The sequence below is a fragment of the Hymenobacter glacialis genome (genome assembly GCF_001816165.1).
GTDB lineage: Bacteria > Bacteroidota > Bacteroidia > Cytophagales > Hymenobacteraceae > Hymenobacter > Hymenobacter glacialis.
The window spans coordinates 45,437-60,430 of record NZ_MDZC01000028.1 but is presented as its reverse complement, the minus strand read 5'-3'; the positions used below and the strand labels follow the sequence as shown (position 1 = coordinate 60,430).

Here is a 14,994-nt window from a genome sequence, read left to right as displayed (position 1 = left end):
TGATTTGCTCTATATGTTAACCGTTCTAGTGATTGAAAGAAGCTCTGCTGCAATATTTCGAGCACTTACCTTGTGATTCATGGGCACTTCATCATCAGGCACTTTTCATCGCTGGATTCCCTATGTTCTGACAACCGTTTCCGGATTCATGCTGCTAGGATTCCTGTCAGTTTACTGGATTTTTTCTACCGGTCCCGAGGTTCGGCAAGCCCAGCAGAATGCGCTTAACGTGCGCCGGGTGGCCATTGGGATGGACCGGCGACAGGTTTTGCGCATCATGGGCAACCCGCAACGAATAGAAGCCCCATTGCAACGGACGGGCCTAACCTACGTGTACGCTGCTTCTTCTCTTTCTTCCCATGAGATTGCGGTTGTATTGGGACCAGATAATGTGGTTACCGCTGTCTATCGTAGCGAGTAGCTTTTACCAAACGCTTGCGATTTTGCTTTGCCAACAGCGCACATCATCCCCTGCTAACATTTCTGCCGGAAGTAAGCGACTTGAACCTTCGGCCCGTTTAGGAAAACGGTGAGATATTTAAACAGCATCTTCAAATATCAACCTTAATAGTGAGCCAAAAGTACCCGTCATGCAGAGCGCAGCGAAGTATCTTTCTCACAGCGTTCAACGACTGATTTACGGCTGCAAGCAAGATGCTGCGCTCTGCACGACCGCCTTTTACGCGTTTACTTATAGCCGACTACTTAATGAAAAAGCCCGACCTAATTCAAATAGGTCGGGCTTCTTGCAATTTCAAGCAGCTTCAGAATCAATCTCAAGCTTGGCCTAGTTAGCCGGCTCCGGCGCGGGGGTCTTCACGTACTTGTCCAGCCAGGCGTTGGTTTCCCAGAGTACGTGGAGCAGGTTTTCGCGGGCGGCATAGCCGTGCGACTCGGCGGGCAGCACCACGTAGCGGGCGGTGGCGCCCTGGCCCTTTAGTGCGGCGTAGTATCGCTCGCTCTGGATGGGGTAAGTGCCGGTATTGTTGTCGGCTTCGCCGTGAATGAGCAGGATGGGCGTCTTGATTTTGTCGGCGTAGTTGAACGGTGACATGGAGTTGTACACATCCTGCGCCTGCCAGTAGTTGCGCTCCTCGCCCTGGAAACCGTAGGGCGTGAGCGTGCGGTTGTAGGCGCCGCTGCGGGCAATACCGGCCTTGAACAGGTTGGAGTGCGTAAGCAGGTTGGCCGTCATAAACGCGCCGTAGCTGTGGCCCATCACGCCCACGCGCTTGGGGTCGACCACGCCCAGTCGGGCGCCTTCGTCGATGGCCGCTTTGGCGCTGCTCACCAGTTGGTCGATGTAGGTATCATTGGGGTCTTTGCTGCCTTCGCCCACAATCGGCACGCTGGCATTGGCCAGCACTGCGTAGCCCTGCGTAACCCAGAACACCGGCGAGCCGCCATTGAGGCGCGTGAAGGTGAACGGCGAACCGGTGACCTGGCCGGCCGTGCTCTTATCCTTGAATTCGAGCGGGTAGGCCGACATAAGCATGGGCAGCGGGCCGTCGGACTTCTTGTAGTTCGGGGGCAGGTAGAGGTCGGCCGTCAGGTCCACGCCGTCGGCGCGCTTGTACTTCAGCACCTGCTTGGGGAAGCTGCCGCCAAAGGCCGCGTACGGGTTCGGAAACTTGGTCACGGCCGTGAGCTTGTCCTTTTTGGTGGCGTCGCGCAGGTAGTAGTTCGGCGATTGGGTGAGCGACTCGCGGCGGGTGAGCAGCTGCCGCTTCTTGCCGCTGGCGTCGAGGATGGCCACCGGCACTTCGTACACCGGCGCCTGCGACCGCCACCAGCGGGCGGTTTTCTTGGTAATCAGGTCCATTTCGTCCACAAAAGGCCGGTCGCCCTCGGGCGAGGCGCCGTTGCCCATCAGGTAGATGGTCTGGCCCAGGGCGCCGCCCGTGAGCAGCACCGACTTGCCCTGGGCGTTGCGGTGCTCGTAGGGCGTGCCGGGGTCGTTGTACTTGTCCTCTGAGGAGCCGTCGAAGAGCACGCTCAGCGGCGCGTCGGGCTTGCTGGGGTTCAGCTGCCAGGTGGTCTGGCGGCGGTCGGCCCAACGGTAGCCTTCCACGAGGGCCAACTGGCCGGTGCCCCAGCTCAGGCCGCCAAAGCGCATGGGCAGGGCCGCCAGCAACTCCGGCGCACCCGTGAAGGGGGCTGCGATGGTGAAGACTTTGTCACGGATATCGGCCTTCGTTTTGGGGTTGCCGCCGTCCTGAGCCTCCACGTAGCTGATGGTGGCGGGCACGTCGGCGCGCCAGGCGTGGTTGCGTGGGCCGGTGGCGGCGGCATCGTTGCCAATGGGCACGGCATCGGCCAGGGGCAGGTCGGCCAGGGTGCGTACCGGGGCGCCGCTGGCCAGGTCCAGCACGTCGATGCGCTGCGGGAACCGGCTGATGGGCAGCGTGTAGGCATAGGGCCGGTGGCGGGTACGCACCAGTACGTACTTGCCGTCGGGCGAGGGCGAGGCAGTTTGAATGATGCCGGGCTGGCCCAGCGGCTGGGTGGCGCCATCGGCCAGGTTCACCTTCACCAGCTGCGACGTGGCGAAGTAGTCAAACTGCCGCTCGTCGGCGGGGCTTTTCAACAAATCCTGGTAGGTGGGGGCGGCAGTTTTCTTACCGCCGCCGCTTTCCTGCACGGCCGGGCCGGTGGGCACGGCATCGGCGGCCGGCGCGGCACCGCGGCCCGCGGGCACGGTGCAGGCCACAATGGTCTTGCTGTCTGACACCCAATCGAAGGCGTTGCCGAAGGCATCATTGAGGGGTGTGGACAGCAGGCGGCGGGCGCTGGCGCCGGCCACGTCGGCCACCCACAGCTCCACGCGGCCGTCGGTGCCAGAGCCGGGCGTGGTGAGGGCGAAGGCCATGGTTTTATTGTCGGGCGACCAGCTCACGCTGCTGATGCGGGCCTGAGCCGGCAGGCCTTTCACGTCGATTTCGGCGCCGTTGGGCAAGGTTTTGAGCTTGATGCCCACGGCGTAGCTCACGCGGCTCTGGCCGTTGGTGCGGGGGTTCACGCGCAGGCCGGCCAGACGCAGCTCGGGCTGCGACAGCTCGGCGATGGTGGGAAAATCCTGCACTTGCAGCAGCGCCATCACCCGGCCGTCGGACGACAGGCTGACCCGCGACGTGGGCGGCGCCAGCAGCAGGTCCTGCAGGGCCTTGGGCGGGGTTTGGTACTGGAAATCCTGCGCTTGCGCCCCGGCTACGGTGGCTAGCAGCAAGCTGGCGGAGAGAACTAGTTTTTTCATACGCGGTGATGAGAAGAGTACCCACAGTTTCGGCAGCTGCCGATACCGAAAGATAGCAACGGCGACTGGTGCGGGTGGTATAAGTTTTGGGCGGGCAGCCTGCTTACTCAGGCCTGCCCCTCCCCTGTTCAACAGGTACTGACGCGCGCTCCGGCCAAGAGTTGCAAACGCCCGCACGCAGCCCGCGGCGGCAGGTTGCGTTTCCAGCCCGCCCTCCTTCATCTTTGCTACATGAAAACGCTGCTCCTGTCCACCAAAACCTACCGCCTCAACGGCCGCCTCTGGCTCGAAACCGAGGACGGCCGCTTTTTGGGCATCGGCCGGTTGGAGCTGCTGGAGCACATCGCCGCGCTGGGCTCCATCTCGAAGGCCGCCCAAGCCATGGGCATGTCCTACAAGCGCGCCTGGGACCTAGTGCGCTCTATGAATGCCCAAGCCGCCGCGCCCCTGCTAACCACCCAAACCGGCGGCTCCCGCGGCGGCGGGGCTGTGGTTACCGCAGCCGGCCACGAAGCCATCACGGAGTTTCAGGCCTTGCAGGCGCGCTTCCAAGCATTCATGGCCGCCGAGACAACCAGGCTACAGGAGTAAGTGCCATGGGCACGCATCGTTATATCTTTGCAAATATAACGGTTGCTTTTCATGATGCTACCCCTACTCCGCGTGGTCCGCGCGCTGGCGCTTTCCGGCTTGTTGGTAGCTACTTTACAGGCAGCAGGCCAAACCGCCACGCCGGCCGATACCACCCGCCAAAACGTGGACTTAACCGAAGTAGTGGTATCGGCCTCGCGAGTCGAAGAGAGCTTGCTGCAGTCGCCGGTGACGGTGGAAAAGCTCAACCCGCGGGCCCTGCGCCTTACGCCCGCGCCCTCGTTTTTTGATGCCATTGAGCACCTCAAGGGTGTGCAGGTGATTACGCCCAGCCTGGCCTTTAAGGTCATCAACGCCCGGGGCTTCACCAACACCACCAACGTGCGCTTTGCCCAGCTCGTGGATGGCGTGGACAACCAGGCGCCGCACATTGGCGCGCCCATCGGCAACGTACTGGGGCCAAGCGACCTGGACATCAACTCGGTGGAGATTGTGCCCGGCACGGCCTCGGCGCTCTACGGCCTGAACGCCATCAACGGACTGGCAAATTTTCGGACCAAGAACCCGTTCTCTTCCGCAGGGCTGAGCATACGGCAGGAGACGGGCGTCAATCACCTCAACGACTCGAATGTAAAGACGTCCGGAGCGGGCGACGCGGCCGAGAATATTTACTCCGAAACCAGTGTGCGCTACGCCAAAGTGCTGGTGGCCGACAAGCTGGCCTTTAAGCTAAACGGCACCTACCTGCGCGCCTACGACTGGGTGGCCAACGACCAGACCGACCTCTTTGCCCAGGGCAACGCCACTACCGGCCTGCTCGGGGCCGACAACCCGGCCCGTGACCCCACCAACAGCTACGGCAACGAGTCGTCGGACCGCAGCACGCTCACGCTCGGCGGCCGGCAGTACGTGGTGGCCCGCACCGGCTATCTGGAGCGCGACCTGGTGGACTACACCATCCGCAGCCTGCGGGCCGATGGGGCCCTGCACTACCGCTTCGGGCTCGGTACGGAGCTGGCCTACACCTACCGCGTGGCCGGCTTCGACAACGTATACCAGCGCTCGAATCGCTTCGGACTGCGGGACTACCGCCTGCAGCAGCACGCCCTCACCCTCACCACGCCCGTGGTGCAGGCCCGCGCCTACTTCACCCGCGAAAACACCGGCCAGAGCTACAACCTGCGCTCGATGGGCGAAAACCTGGAGCGCAGCTTCAAGCCCGATGCCCGGTGGAACGCCGACTATACCGGGGCCTGGAACGCCGCCGTAGCCGCCGGCCAGCCCATTGCCCAGGCCCACGCCACCGCCCGCACCGCCGCCGACGCCGGCCGCCTGCAGCCCGGCACCGCCGCCTTCAATCAGCGCCTGAGTGAGCTACAAGGAATTAACAACTGGGACGTGGGTGCGGCCCTGCGCGTGCGGGCCAGCCTGCTCCACGGCGAGGCCCAGGTGAACCTGGCCGAGGCCCTGCGCCGCCGAGGCACCCGCGTGCCCGCCCACCTCGACCTACTGGCCGGGGCCGACCACCGCACTTACCTCGTGGTGCCCGACGGCAACTACTTCATCAACCCCGAGCCCGGCCAGAACCCACTCACCGACAACCTGACCTACTCCAAAACCGGCGGCTTTCTGCAGGCCGGCGGCCGGTTTTTCGCTGAAAAGCTGCGCCTCACCGCCACTGTGCGCGTGGACAAAAACGACTATTTCGACGTGAAGTTCAACCCGCGCTTCACGGCCGTTTTTTCGCCCACGCAACAGCATAATTTCCGCCTGAGCTACCAGAGCGGCTACCGCTTCCCGAGCCTGTTTGAAGGCTTTTCCAACGTGAACAGCGGGCAGGTGAAGCGCATCGGCGGGCTGCGGGTAATGTCAGACGGCGTGTTTGAGAATAGCCACCTGCGCACCAGCATCGACGCGTTTAACATGGCCGTGACGGCTGCCATCAACGCTAACACTTCGGCACAAACCGCGACCGAGAAACGCCAGCAGGCCATTGCCCAAAATCAGAGCCGGCTGGTGAAAAACCCCTACACCTATATCAAGCCCGAGTACATCCGCTCGCTGGAGGTGGGCTACAAAGCGGCCCTGGGCCCCGGTGGCCGGCTGGTAGCCGATGTGGATTTCTACTATAATTCCTACCGCGACTTCATTGCCCAGGTGGAAGCCTACGTGCCAGTCACGGCCGCTGGCACGCCCATCACCACGGCCGACCTCAGCACCGTAGCCACCACGCTCAACGCCCGCGCCGGTCAGGCCCGCTACCGCCTCTGGACCAACTCCCAGAGCCAGGTATACAACTATGGCGGCACAGTCGGCCTGCGCTACGAATTGGCCCGCAGCTACTTCGTAGGGGCCAACACCACCTACACCCGCCTGGCCCGAACCGAAAGCAGCGATGGCCTCGAAGACGGCTTTAACACCCCGCGCTGGGCCTACAACCTAAGCGCCGGCAACGAAAATGTGTACCAACACATCGGCTTCGGCCTGAACTACCGCTGGCAGCAGGGCTACTATTCCCAAACCTTCCTGGTGAATGGCAAGGTGCCCGCCTACCACACCCTCGATGCCCAGGCAAGCTACACCCTACCCAAGGCCGACTTACGCTTCAAACTCGGTGCCAGCAACGTGCTCAACAATTACTACGTGACCTACCTGGGCGGCCCCAGCGTGGGCGGCCTCTACTACCTGGCCGTGACGTATCAGGTATTTTGAGCAGCCATGCAGGGGCGTGGCACTCAAAAGACCGTCATGCTGAGCGCAGCCGGAGCATCTCGCGTGCTGCAACTAATCTAATCGACTGGGTTTACTATTTCTCGCGAAATGCTTCGGCTACGCTTAGCATGACGGTCTTAGCCTTGGTCGAGCATCCTAAGCCGGAGGATAAGGCGTTTATCCAAACGCAAAAAGGCCCGCTCTCATCGAGCGGGCCTTTTTCATACTTAGCGCATGTTGCGCGGGCAACCTACTTACGCTTGACCGGGGCCTTACGTACGGGAGCCTTCTTCATGGGCGCCTTGCGGGTAGGCACCGCCTTGCCCTGTGCCTTAATCTCCTGGATGGTTGGAGCAGCACCGTACTTCACTTCGGCGGCGTTGGTTTCGCCGGTCAGGAAGGGGTCAAAGTCTACGCGGCGGTTGAGCGCCTGGCCAGCAGCCGTTGCATTGGTAGCAATGGGCTTGGTTTCGCCATAGCCGCGGGCCTCAATGCGCTCGGCAGGGATGCCTTTGCTCAGCATGTAGGCACGGGCCGAAGCGGCACGCTCATAACTCAGACCCAGGTTGAAATCGTCGGCACCTTTGCTATCGGTGTGGCCGGCAATGCTCAGGCTGTAGTCTGGGTAGTCGTTCATAATCTGCACCATCTGCTCCAGCTTCGGATACGACGAGGCCTTAAGGGTAGCCTTGTTGAAGTCGAAGTTGATGTACTTGGTGGCTTCGTTCAGAATTTTCTTAGCCTCGGCTTTAATCTCGGGGCAGCCTTTGTTGCTGGCGGGGCCGGCACGGTCAGGGCAGCGGTCCTGGAAGTCGGGCACACCGTCGCCATCGCGGTCAAGCGGGCAGCCGCTGGCATCCACTTGCACACCGGCGGGGGTGTCGGGGCACTTATCATCGGCATCGGTTACGCCGTCATTGTCGGCATCGGGGCAGCCGGCCAGCTCAGCTTTGCCGGGGGTATCGGGGCACTTGTCTTCAGCGTCGGTCACGCCGTCGCCGTCGCGGTCGGGGCAGCCTTGCAGGGCAGCCACGCCTTTCACGTCAGGGCACTTGTCCTGGTAGTCAGGAATACCATCGCCGTCCTTATCGAGCGGGCAGCCGTTGGGGTCCACGGCTACACCAGCAGGGGTACCGGGGCATTTGTCTTTTTTATCGGATACACCATCCTTGTCCTCGTCCATCGTTTTGCCGAAGGCAAAGGTCAGACCCGCGCTGTGTTGCAGGTACCGGTCATCTATCCGGTTGTCATCGCGCACGGGGTCACCGTCGATGTTGGCACCAAACGGAATGTGCTGCCCTGTCTGAATAAACAGGCCCACACCATCGCTGAGGCGGAAGTTAATGCCGGCCGCGCCCATCAGGTCGAAACTGGTGGCATTTTCATCGGTAGCCCTACCCCGGTATGTTGCTTCCCGGCTTAAGTAAGCCAGGCCCGGTGCGATGGTCAGGTAAGGCTGAATAAAGGCATCTTCTTTAATGGCCCAGCCGTTGTTCAACTTGAACTTGAACGCCAGGTTGCCGTGCACCACGTTGGTGCTAAAAGAATTGGCCTTATTACTGGTCTGGGCACCTTTCAGTTCCGTGTACCCCAGGGCCAGGCCCAGGTCCAGGCCGGAGCTCAGGTAGCGGTTGAAGGTGATGCCGGGGCCACCGTTGCTCTTGCTGAAATCCCAGAAGTAGGAACCGTAGTTGCCTTTGTACTGGTAAGCGCTGCCGTAGAGGCTAATGGCCGTTTTTCTATCGGCGGTTTGGGCCTGCGAATGCGGGGCAGCCATGCCGAGCATCACCGCACCCAGCGCGAGGCCGCGCAGGAGTTGAGGTTTGAGGTGCATAATTAAGGGAAAATGTGAAAGAAGGGTGATATCCGCCGCCTACTCTTAAGTAAGGAGCGAATGTCTTGCTATACCTCATTTATCTAAAAAAGTTGCTACCCCTATACAAGCCACCACTTTTAATCGTATTAATATCACTGAATATCAGTGCCACATACTAAAACGGCACTGCTTACTGCACTCAGCGCATTAGCCCAATATGGGCACTTCCAGAAGAACCAGAAGCGCTGTGACGTCGGCTTTGAGGTTGCGTTTATCGACTTCCTATGGCCCGAAAGTCAGCGCGCCCATGCAGCACCTGCCCGGCAATAGCTACACGGAATCAGGTTGCGCTGGCAGCGGCCAGCCGTGCAGCAGGAATAAAAAAAGGCCACCCGTTTCAACGGATGGCCTTTTCTGTGCAGTTAACTACAGCTTAGAGACGGCCGAAGTTCAGCCCCAGAATGAGCACGATGCCGACTACCATCAGAATAAGGTACGTTTCCACGGCACCGGTTTGCACATAGCGCAACAGGGTACCGCCCCCGTTCACCGCACGGCCAAACACGCCCACCACGGGGTCGATGATGCCGTTTTCCACGAACTTATACAAGCCATTAGACAGCGCCATGATGGGCCGCGTGAACACCGCGTCGTACAGCTCGTCGATGTAGTATTTGTGGTACACCAGGCTTTCGGGGCCCGAGCGCTGGGCCTCGTCCTCGGCGGGACGCTGGGCGCGCACCACGTAGAACACGTAGGCCAGCACGATGCCCAGCACGCCGGCTGCCACGGATAAGCCCATGAGCATCAGCTCCGTGTTGTGGTCGGGCGCAGTGTTGAAAGCAGCGGGCAACAGGCGCTGCGAATAGGTGAAAACAGGTGCTAAGTATTCGGCTAGAAAGTGCCGGCCGCCCGTGAACATGGGAGCACCCATAAAGCCACCCACCGCAGCCAGAATGGCCAGCACGATGAGCGGAAACGTCATCGAAGCAGGCGACTCGTGCAGGTGGTGCTTCTGCTCCGCCGTGCCGCGGAACTCGCCGAAGAAGGCCAGAAACAGCAGGCGAAACATGTAGAAGGCCGTCATGAAAGCCGTGAGCAAGCCCATGGCCCACAGCACTTTGTTGTGTTCGAACGCGTGGCTCAGGATTTCATCTTTGGAGAAAAAGCCCGAAAACGGCGGGATGCCCGAGATGGCCAGGCAGCCGATGAGAAACGTGAAGAAGGTGATAGGCAGCGCCTTGCGCAGGCCGCCCATGCGGCGCAGGTCCTGCTCGTTGCTCATGGCGTGAATCACGGAGCCAGCCCCGAGGAACATCAGCGCCTTGAAAAACGCGTGGGTGAGGACGTGGAACAGCGAGGTGCTGTAGCCCATCACACCCAGCGCCAGAAACATGTAGCCGAGCTGCGACACCGTGGAATAGGCCAGCACCTTCTTGATGTCGTTCTGAGCCAGGCCGATGGTGGCGGCAAACAGGGCCGTGGCCGCGCCCACAATGGCCACTACCTCCAGCGTATGGGGCGCCAGCGTAAACAGCACGTTGGCCCGGAGCACCATGTAGATGCCCGCCGTGACCATGGTAGCAGCGTGAATGAGCGCCGAAACCGGCGTGGGGCCGGCCATGGCATCGGGCAGCCAGGTGTAGAGCGGCAGCTGCGCCGACTTGCCCATGGCGCCCACAAACAGCAGCAGGGTAATGGCCGTGACCACGCCCGTGCCCACCTGCATGGTGCTGGCCTTCTGGAACACTTCGGCGTACTGCACCGAATCGAAGGTGAGGTAAATCAGGAAGATACCGAGCAGGAAACCCAGGTCGCCGATGCGGTTGATAATGAAGGCTTTCTTGGCGGCGTTGTTATAGGCCGTGTTCTTGTTCCAGAAGCCGATGAGCAGGTAGGAACACAAGCCCACGCCTTCCCAGCCAATGAAGAGAATGACGAAATTGGCACCCATCACCAGCAGCAGCATGCTGAAAATGAACAGGTTCAGGAAACTAAAAAACTTGCCCACGTTCTCGTCGTGGTGCATGTAGCCGATGCTGTAGACGTGAATGAGAAAGCCCACGCCCGTCACCAGCAGCAGCATTATCAGGCTGAGTTGGTCGATTTGGTACTGAAAAGGAATCTGCAGCGAGCCCACCGAAATCCAGTCGAATAGCTGCACGGTGTACTGGTACTCAAAATTGAGGAACAGCATCAGCGAAATCAGGAAAGAGCCCAGCACGGTGGCGCTGCCGACGAGACCGGCCACGGTGCCGGAGAGCTTCCGGTTCAGCAGGCCGTTCAGCAAAAAGCCCAGGAAGGGCAGCAGCGGAATGAGGACGTAGAGAAACGTGGAATAAGGGGCGTTGGCGCCGGGGAGAACGATTTCTTGCATGGGGATTGGCTATGCTAATAAAACTGTCATCCTGAGCGCAGCGAAGACCTTTGAACCGTGGAACGGCGTGCAGTACGAATTACCTGCAGGCGGCTTCAACGCGACAAGGTCCTTCGCTGCGCTCAGGATGACAGAAAATTACCACTTCAAGCGGCTCAGTAAGTTGACGTCGGTGGTCTGGAAGTTGCGGTAAATCATGACGATGATGCCCAGACCTACGGCGACTTCGGCGGCGGCCACGGCCATGATGAAGAACACGAAAATCTGGCCATTGGGGTCGGCGCGGTAGGCCGAAAAAGCCGTGAGCAGAATGTTCACCGCGTTGAGCATCAGCTCCACGCACATGAAAATAATGATGGCATTGCGCCGCACCAGCACGCCCGTGACGCCGATGGCAAACAGGGCCGAGGCAAAGAAAACGTAGTACTGCAGCGGAACGGTGCGGATTACTTCGGGAATGGTTTGGTCCATGCGTATAAAGGCCAGCGGCGGGACAGTGCAGCCGGCCGGCCGGCAAAGGTATCCTTGAAAAAGGAAAAAGCCGGTCCAAATTTGTTACAGCGCGGACTTTTGAATCCTATCTCGAGCGCCTTCCCAACCCTTGGGCCACGCGCGCACTCGGAGAGCCCACGCTGCGAAAAGATTAAAGTAAATTCGGAGGGCCTGCGTCTACTGGGTCAGAATGCAACCCATGGCTCTCTCGCTCCCCACTACGCTTTCCCCGATGACCGCCGCCCAGCAAGACCGGCAGATTGCCGATGCCGTGCGGCAGCAGCGGCCCCGGCTGCTGCAGTTCATCCGCCGCCGCATTCCCGACGAAGCCGAGGCCGAAGACCTCCTGCAGGACGTTTTTGCCGAGCTGGTGGAAAGCTACCGGCTGCTTAAGCCCGTGGAGCAGGCCGCGGCCTGGCTGTTTCGGGTGGCCCGCAACCGCATCACCGACCTCTACCGCCGCAAGCGCCCCGTGCGCCTGGAAGAAGCGTTTGGGGCAGCCGAAGCCTCCGACGACGGCGAAGGCCTGCTGCTGGCCGACCTGCTGCCCGCACCCGACGACTCGCCCGAAAACCGGCTGCTGCGCGAAACCCTCATGGAAGCGCTATCTGATGCGTTGGCCGAGTTGCCGGCTGCCCAGCGCCAGGTGTTTGTGTGGCACGAGTTGGAAGACAAAACCTTCCGCGAGATGGAAGAAGAAACCGGCGTGCCGCTCAAAACCCTCATCTCGCGCAAGCACTACGCCGTGCTGCACCTACGCAAACGGCTGCAAAAGCTGTACACCGAATTATTCACTGACTAACTGACTAGTGGTTAGCTCCAACGAGGATGACCCGTTTTAATCATTAACCATTAATCACTAACCGTTAACCACTAATATCTTATGGACCGTAAATTCTGGCTGCTGCGCGGCCTTCGCTTCCTGCTCTTCGCGGCCTCATTCGTAACGGCGGCGGCTTTTCTGACCCAGTACTTGTGGAACTGGCTGGTGCCCGAGCTTTTCAACGGGCCCACCATTGGCCTGGCCCAAACATTTGGACTGCTTCTGCTCTCACGTATTCTCTTTGGCGGGTTTGGCGGTGGACGGCGTGCCGGCTGGGCGCGGCAGCGCCGGGCCTGGCAGCAGCGTATGGTTGGCCGCATGGAGCACCTGACCCCCGACGAACGCGAAAAATTCCGCCAGCAAATGCAGCAGCGCTGCAGCATGGGGTGGATGCGCCGGCCGGAGCCCGCTGCTGACGCCAATGCGCAGCAGCCCGCCTAGCGGCCTGACGTCTGTTTGTCCTGACACGTTGCTTAATGCGCGGCTCCTTTCACATGGGGCCGCGCATTTTTATGCAGCTAAGCGCTGCGTCATGCCAGGACTGGGCTGCTGCAGTGGCCGCGAAGCAAGGCTTCGTGCTGCAGTGGCTGCGCTCTGTCAAGCATCTACCCCCATATAGCAGCACCACGGCCCGCGCCACACTCTTGGAGCGTTGCGAGTGGGATAGATCGGTGCGTAAGGCCCCTGCCCTCTAAATGAGAATATGAGGTGCGCCACTATCAAGAGGTTGTGCCAGGCCGCACATTGTATAGATAGCAGGATTAATTTGAAATAAATCCGGTCGGCCATCATCCAAACGCACTGTAGAGGCAACAGCGGTTATTAATCAGGACAGGGCATTTAATAAACGTACTGATTATATATTGTACAATTCACTGGGACTAATCACATTAATAGTTAACAATATTTCATCCGCAGAAATTTGCATGAATAATAGTGAGTTCATTATGTTTACATAGTTAAATTAAAAATTCACACAGTGCAATAAGCATGAAAATTTCTTCTACTTCTCTATTACTGGCTGCTGGCTTAGGTCTATTTGCCCTTCCGGGCAGTGCCCAGGTTGCCTTTAATAAGACCGTTTTAAACAGCGAAAGCACTGCCGCTGTAGATGGCGAAGAAAAGCCTGCCGCCCCGGTTTATAAGGTAGTTTATGGAGTGGTTCAGGGGGCACAAGGCGTTTTGCCAGGCGCAACCGTAGCGCTGAAAGGCAGCCGTATAATTGCCGTCACCAATTCGGAAGGAGAGTTTCAGCTTAGCGTGCCTGCCGAAGCCAAAACGGTTACCCTCGTCTGCGGCTACGGAGGCTTGCAGGAGGAAGTGGTGAGCATGGCCCCCGTCAAGGCCCTGGGTTCCATTTACCTGCTTCGCGCCAGAGAAATTGCCCCGGCCAAATAACAGCCGGCTGGGCAGTACCCCGTTTTATTTATTCCGTGCGCTCTCTATATATAGTCTCAGGGAATAATAAGGCTGTTTTTATACCCGAACCTTGGCAGCAACGATGGGACGAGACTTCATCGTAGTGCCCGGACAATTTCGGCAGCATGGCGCCCCATCCTATAAATTCTGACAGGATTAAAAGGCTGAATTACCCAGCATAGATTCAACACCGAAATGGTGGCCAAGTAGCTTAGTTCGACTTCCGTTACGCCCTGGCTGAGCCGCTGGCGCAAAGCCCGGCGGTGCCAGCAGGCTGAAGCAAGACGTTGCTGGTAGCCGGCTGGTCAGCCCAGCGCACGGTGTCGGCCAGCCACTCGGCGTAGAGGCGGGCGCTGCCGGGGTCCAGGGTTTTGGGAAGCTCGCCCAGGGCGGTTTGGGCTTGGGTGCGGGCCGCGTCGCCGGCTAGGCGGGCGCGGGCGGCTTCGGTGCGGGGTAGCGTGTCGGCTGGCGTGTGGGCTGTCACCTGCGCCTTTTCCCAGAAGGCGCGGGCAGCCGGCAGGTCGTGCTCGTAGGCTGCCGCAAAAAACGCCGACTCCAGCCAACCATTGGCTTGCAGAGCGGAGGGCGTCAGGGCCAGTCGGTCGCGGTACTCACGCAGGTATTGCCCGGCTTGGTCAATTTGGCTGGCATCGAGCGCCGCCAGGTAGAGGTATTGGTAGGCGTACTGCTTGAACGGCAGTTCCGTGGGCTCCGCCACGGCCACTTCTAGCTCCACCAGCGGCAGCTCGCGGGGCCGCACCCCGGCTGCCGAACGCACAAAAGTCGATAGCACTGCCAATTCGAGCTGGCCGGCCGGGCCGCCGCGCTACAGGTTGAGCACCCGCGCTCCATCGCTGGAAAAACCGCCCGTGTGGAAAGGCATAGCCGTGAGCAGGGCCGGGAATACCGAGCACCCGCCACTAGCCGCCAGTCCGGCCTGCAGCACCTGCCCCACGGCCGTGGCCGGCGTGGGCAGCAGCACCCAGGTGCCCAGCGCCAGCGCTGCTCACATCACGCTGCCCAACGGCCCACCCGCCGCAAACGCCATGAAGCGCCGGCGCAGGTCGTGGTCGTCGGGCGGCACGCAGAGCACCATGCCGCCGGCCGTGTTCAGGTTGGTATTCCAGCGAAAGCGCAGGCGCCCATCCAGCTTCTTCCACATCAGCGGACCTACCACAAACCATTGCAAAACAAATCCTTGCCGCACGCCCGCCAGCGCGTGACTCAGTTCGTGCAGGCCCACGGCTACCAGCCAGGCCAATGGCAGCAGGGCCAGCAGCGCGGCCACCTGCCCACCGCCCCAGTGCACGTGTTTGAAGTGCGCTCCGGCATACATCCCCACCAGCAGGCCCAGCCCGATGCCAACCAGTATGGAAATTGAAAAGGTCAGAATTTTTCTCGGCTTCATCATGGCGTTGGGAGGACAGGAATTTGCGGGCGGCGGGCAATATTACATGGCGAGCCGTGCACTCCGAACCAACTGGCCCAGGTGCGGCCCCCGCCCGCGCGCT

13 protein-coding genes are annotated in these 14,994 nt (G+C 60.4%); 6 read left to right on the top strand and 7 right to left on the bottom strand.

Annotated features, from left to right (window positions below; translation table 11 throughout):
• Window positions 1–79: 79 nt before the first annotated feature.
• Window positions 80–421, top strand: a complete 342-nt coding sequence (locus BEN48_RS18575; protein ID WP_125932454.1) for a hypothetical protein — start codon at window positions 80–82, stop codon at window positions 419–421.
• A 366-nt stretch (window positions 422–787) separates the two neighbouring features.
• Here BEN48_RS18575 and BEN48_RS03305 read toward each other — a convergent pair whose 3' ends face one another.
• A complete protein-coding gene (locus BEN48_RS03305; protein WP_070732904.1) occupies window positions 788–3,253 on the bottom strand; it encodes a S9 family peptidase in 2,466 nt (821 codons plus the stop codon).
• Between the two features lie 231 nt (window positions 3,254–3,484).
• On the opposite strand from BEN48_RS03305, the gene BEN48_RS03300 reads away from it, so the two are divergent.
• Window positions 3,485–3,844, top strand: coding sequence for a winged helix-turn-helix domain-containing protein (locus BEN48_RS03300; protein ID WP_070732902.1), 360 nt, complete (start codon window positions 3,485–3,487; stop codon window positions 3,842–3,844).
• 51 nt (window positions 3,845–3,895) lie between these two features.
• Window positions 3,896–6,556: a TonB-dependent receptor gene (locus tag BEN48_RS03295; protein ID WP_206599808.1), complete on the top strand. Its 2,661-nt coding sequence runs from the start codon at window positions 3,896–3,898 to the stop codon at window positions 6,554–6,556.
• Window positions 6,557–6,806: 250 nt separating this feature from the next.
• Here BEN48_RS03295 and BEN48_RS20015 read toward each other — a convergent pair whose 3' ends face one another.
• The 3 genes from BEN48_RS20015 to nuoK form a co-directional block, all read right to left on the bottom strand.
• Window positions 6,807–8,390 carry an OmpA family protein gene (locus tag BEN48_RS20015; protein WP_070732901.1) on the bottom strand — a complete coding sequence of 528 codons (1,584 nt, stop codon included), beginning with the start codon at window positions 8,388–8,390 and terminating at the stop codon, window positions 6,807–6,809.
• Window positions 8,391–8,805: 415 nt separating this feature from the next.
• Entirely contained in the window at window positions 8,806–10,749 is a 1,944-nt protein-coding gene (gene nuoL / locus BEN48_RS03285; RefSeq protein WP_070732899.1) for an NADH-quinone oxidoreductase subunit L, read from the bottom strand.
• A 138-nt stretch (window positions 10,750–10,887) separates the two neighbouring features.
• Entirely contained in the window at window positions 10,888–11,220 is a 333-nt protein-coding gene (gene nuoK / locus BEN48_RS03280) for an NADH-quinone oxidoreductase subunit NuoK (protein WP_035562135.1), read from the bottom strand.
• A 220-nt stretch (window positions 11,221–11,440) separates the two neighbouring features.
• Here nuoK and BEN48_RS03275 point away from each other — a divergent pair, with 220 nt between their 5' ends.
• The 3 genes from BEN48_RS03275 to BEN48_RS18570 all read left to right on the top strand — a co-directional run bounded on the left by BEN48_RS03275 (window position 11,441) and on the right by BEN48_RS18570 (window position 13,462).
• Window positions 11,441–12,043, top strand: coding sequence for an RNA polymerase sigma factor (locus tag BEN48_RS03275; protein WP_070732968.1), 603 nt, complete (start codon window positions 11,441–11,443; stop codon window positions 12,041–12,043).
• An 81-nt stretch (window positions 12,044–12,124) separates the two neighbouring features.
• Window positions 12,125–12,505, top strand: a complete 381-nt coding sequence (locus BEN48_RS03270; RefSeq protein ID WP_070732897.1) for a hypothetical protein — start codon at window positions 12,125–12,127, stop codon at window positions 12,503–12,505.
• A 549-nt stretch (window positions 12,506–13,054) separates the two neighbouring features.
• The gene (locus BEN48_RS18570) at window positions 13,055–13,462 is read left to right on the top strand and encodes a peptidase associated/transthyretin-like domain-containing protein (RefSeq protein ID WP_125932453.1); all 408 of its coding nucleotides are present in this window, start codon (window positions 13,055–13,057) and stop codon (window positions 13,460–13,462) included.
• Between the two features lie 247 nt (window positions 13,463–13,709).
• Here BEN48_RS18570 and BEN48_RS03255 read toward each other — a convergent pair whose 3' ends face one another.
• From BEN48_RS03255 to BEN48_RS03250, 3 genes are read right to left on the bottom strand one after another with little or no spacing between them, the layout of a single operon-like run.
• Window positions 13,710–14,261 carry a hypothetical protein gene (locus BEN48_RS03255; protein WP_141764575.1) on the bottom strand — a complete coding sequence of 184 codons (552 nt, stop codon included), beginning with the start codon at window positions 14,259–14,261 and terminating at the stop codon, window positions 13,710–13,712.
• Window positions 14,262–14,309: 48 nt separating this feature from the next.
• Window positions 14,310–14,465, bottom strand: a complete 156-nt coding sequence (locus BEN48_RS18995) for a hypothetical protein (protein WP_158010088.1) — start codon at window positions 14,463–14,465, stop codon at window positions 14,310–14,312.
• 24 nt (window positions 14,466–14,489) lie between these two features.
• A complete protein-coding gene (locus tag BEN48_RS03250; RefSeq protein WP_070732889.1) occupies window positions 14,490–14,894 on the bottom strand; it encodes a hypothetical protein in 405 nt (134 codons plus the stop codon).
• Between the last annotated feature and the right edge of the window lie 100 nt (window positions 14,895–14,994).

What these genes read in the sequence shown, in the direction of transcription:
- BEN48_RS18575 (WP_125932454.1), top strand. Translation starts at nt 80, where the DNA reads ATGGGCACTTCATCATCAGGCACTTTTCATCGCTGGATTCCCTATGTT.
- BEN48_RS03305 (WP_070732904.1), bottom strand. Translation starts at nt 3,253, where the DNA reads ATGAAAAAACTAGTTCTCTCCGCCAGCTTGCTGCTAGCCACCGTAGCC.
- BEN48_RS03300 (WP_070732902.1), top strand. Translation starts at nt 3,485, where the DNA reads ATGAAAACGCTGCTCCTGTCCACCAAAACCTACCGCCTCAACGGCCGC.
- BEN48_RS03295 (WP_206599808.1), top strand. Translation starts at nt 3,896, where the DNA reads ATGATGCTACCCCTACTCCGCGTGGTCCGCGCGCTGGCGCTTTCCGGC.
- BEN48_RS20015 (WP_070732901.1), bottom strand. Translation starts at nt 8,390, where the DNA reads ATGCACCTCAAACCTCAACTCCTGCGCGGCCTCGCGCTGGGTGCGGTG.
- nuoL (WP_070732899.1), bottom strand. Translation starts at nt 10,749, where the DNA reads ATGCAAGAAATCGTTCTCCCCGGCGCCAACGCCCCTTATTCCACGTTT.
- nuoK (WP_035562135.1), bottom strand. Translation starts at nt 11,220, where the DNA reads ATGGACCAAACCATTCCCGAAGTAATCCGCACCGTTCCGCTGCAGTAC.
- BEN48_RS03275 (WP_070732968.1), top strand. Translation starts at nt 11,441, where the DNA reads ATGGCTCTCTCGCTCCCCACTACGCTTTCCCCGATGACCGCCGCCCAG.
- BEN48_RS03270 (WP_070732897.1), top strand. Translation starts at nt 12,125, where the DNA reads ATGGACCGTAAATTCTGGCTGCTGCGCGGCCTTCGCTTCCTGCTCTTC.
- BEN48_RS18570 (WP_125932453.1), top strand. Translation starts at nt 13,055, where the DNA reads ATGAAAATTTCTTCTACTTCTCTATTACTGGCTGCTGGCTTAGGTCTA.
- BEN48_RS03250 (WP_070732889.1), bottom strand. Translation starts at nt 14,894, where the DNA reads ATGATGAAGCCGAGAAAAATTCTGACCTTTTCAATTTCCATACTGGTT.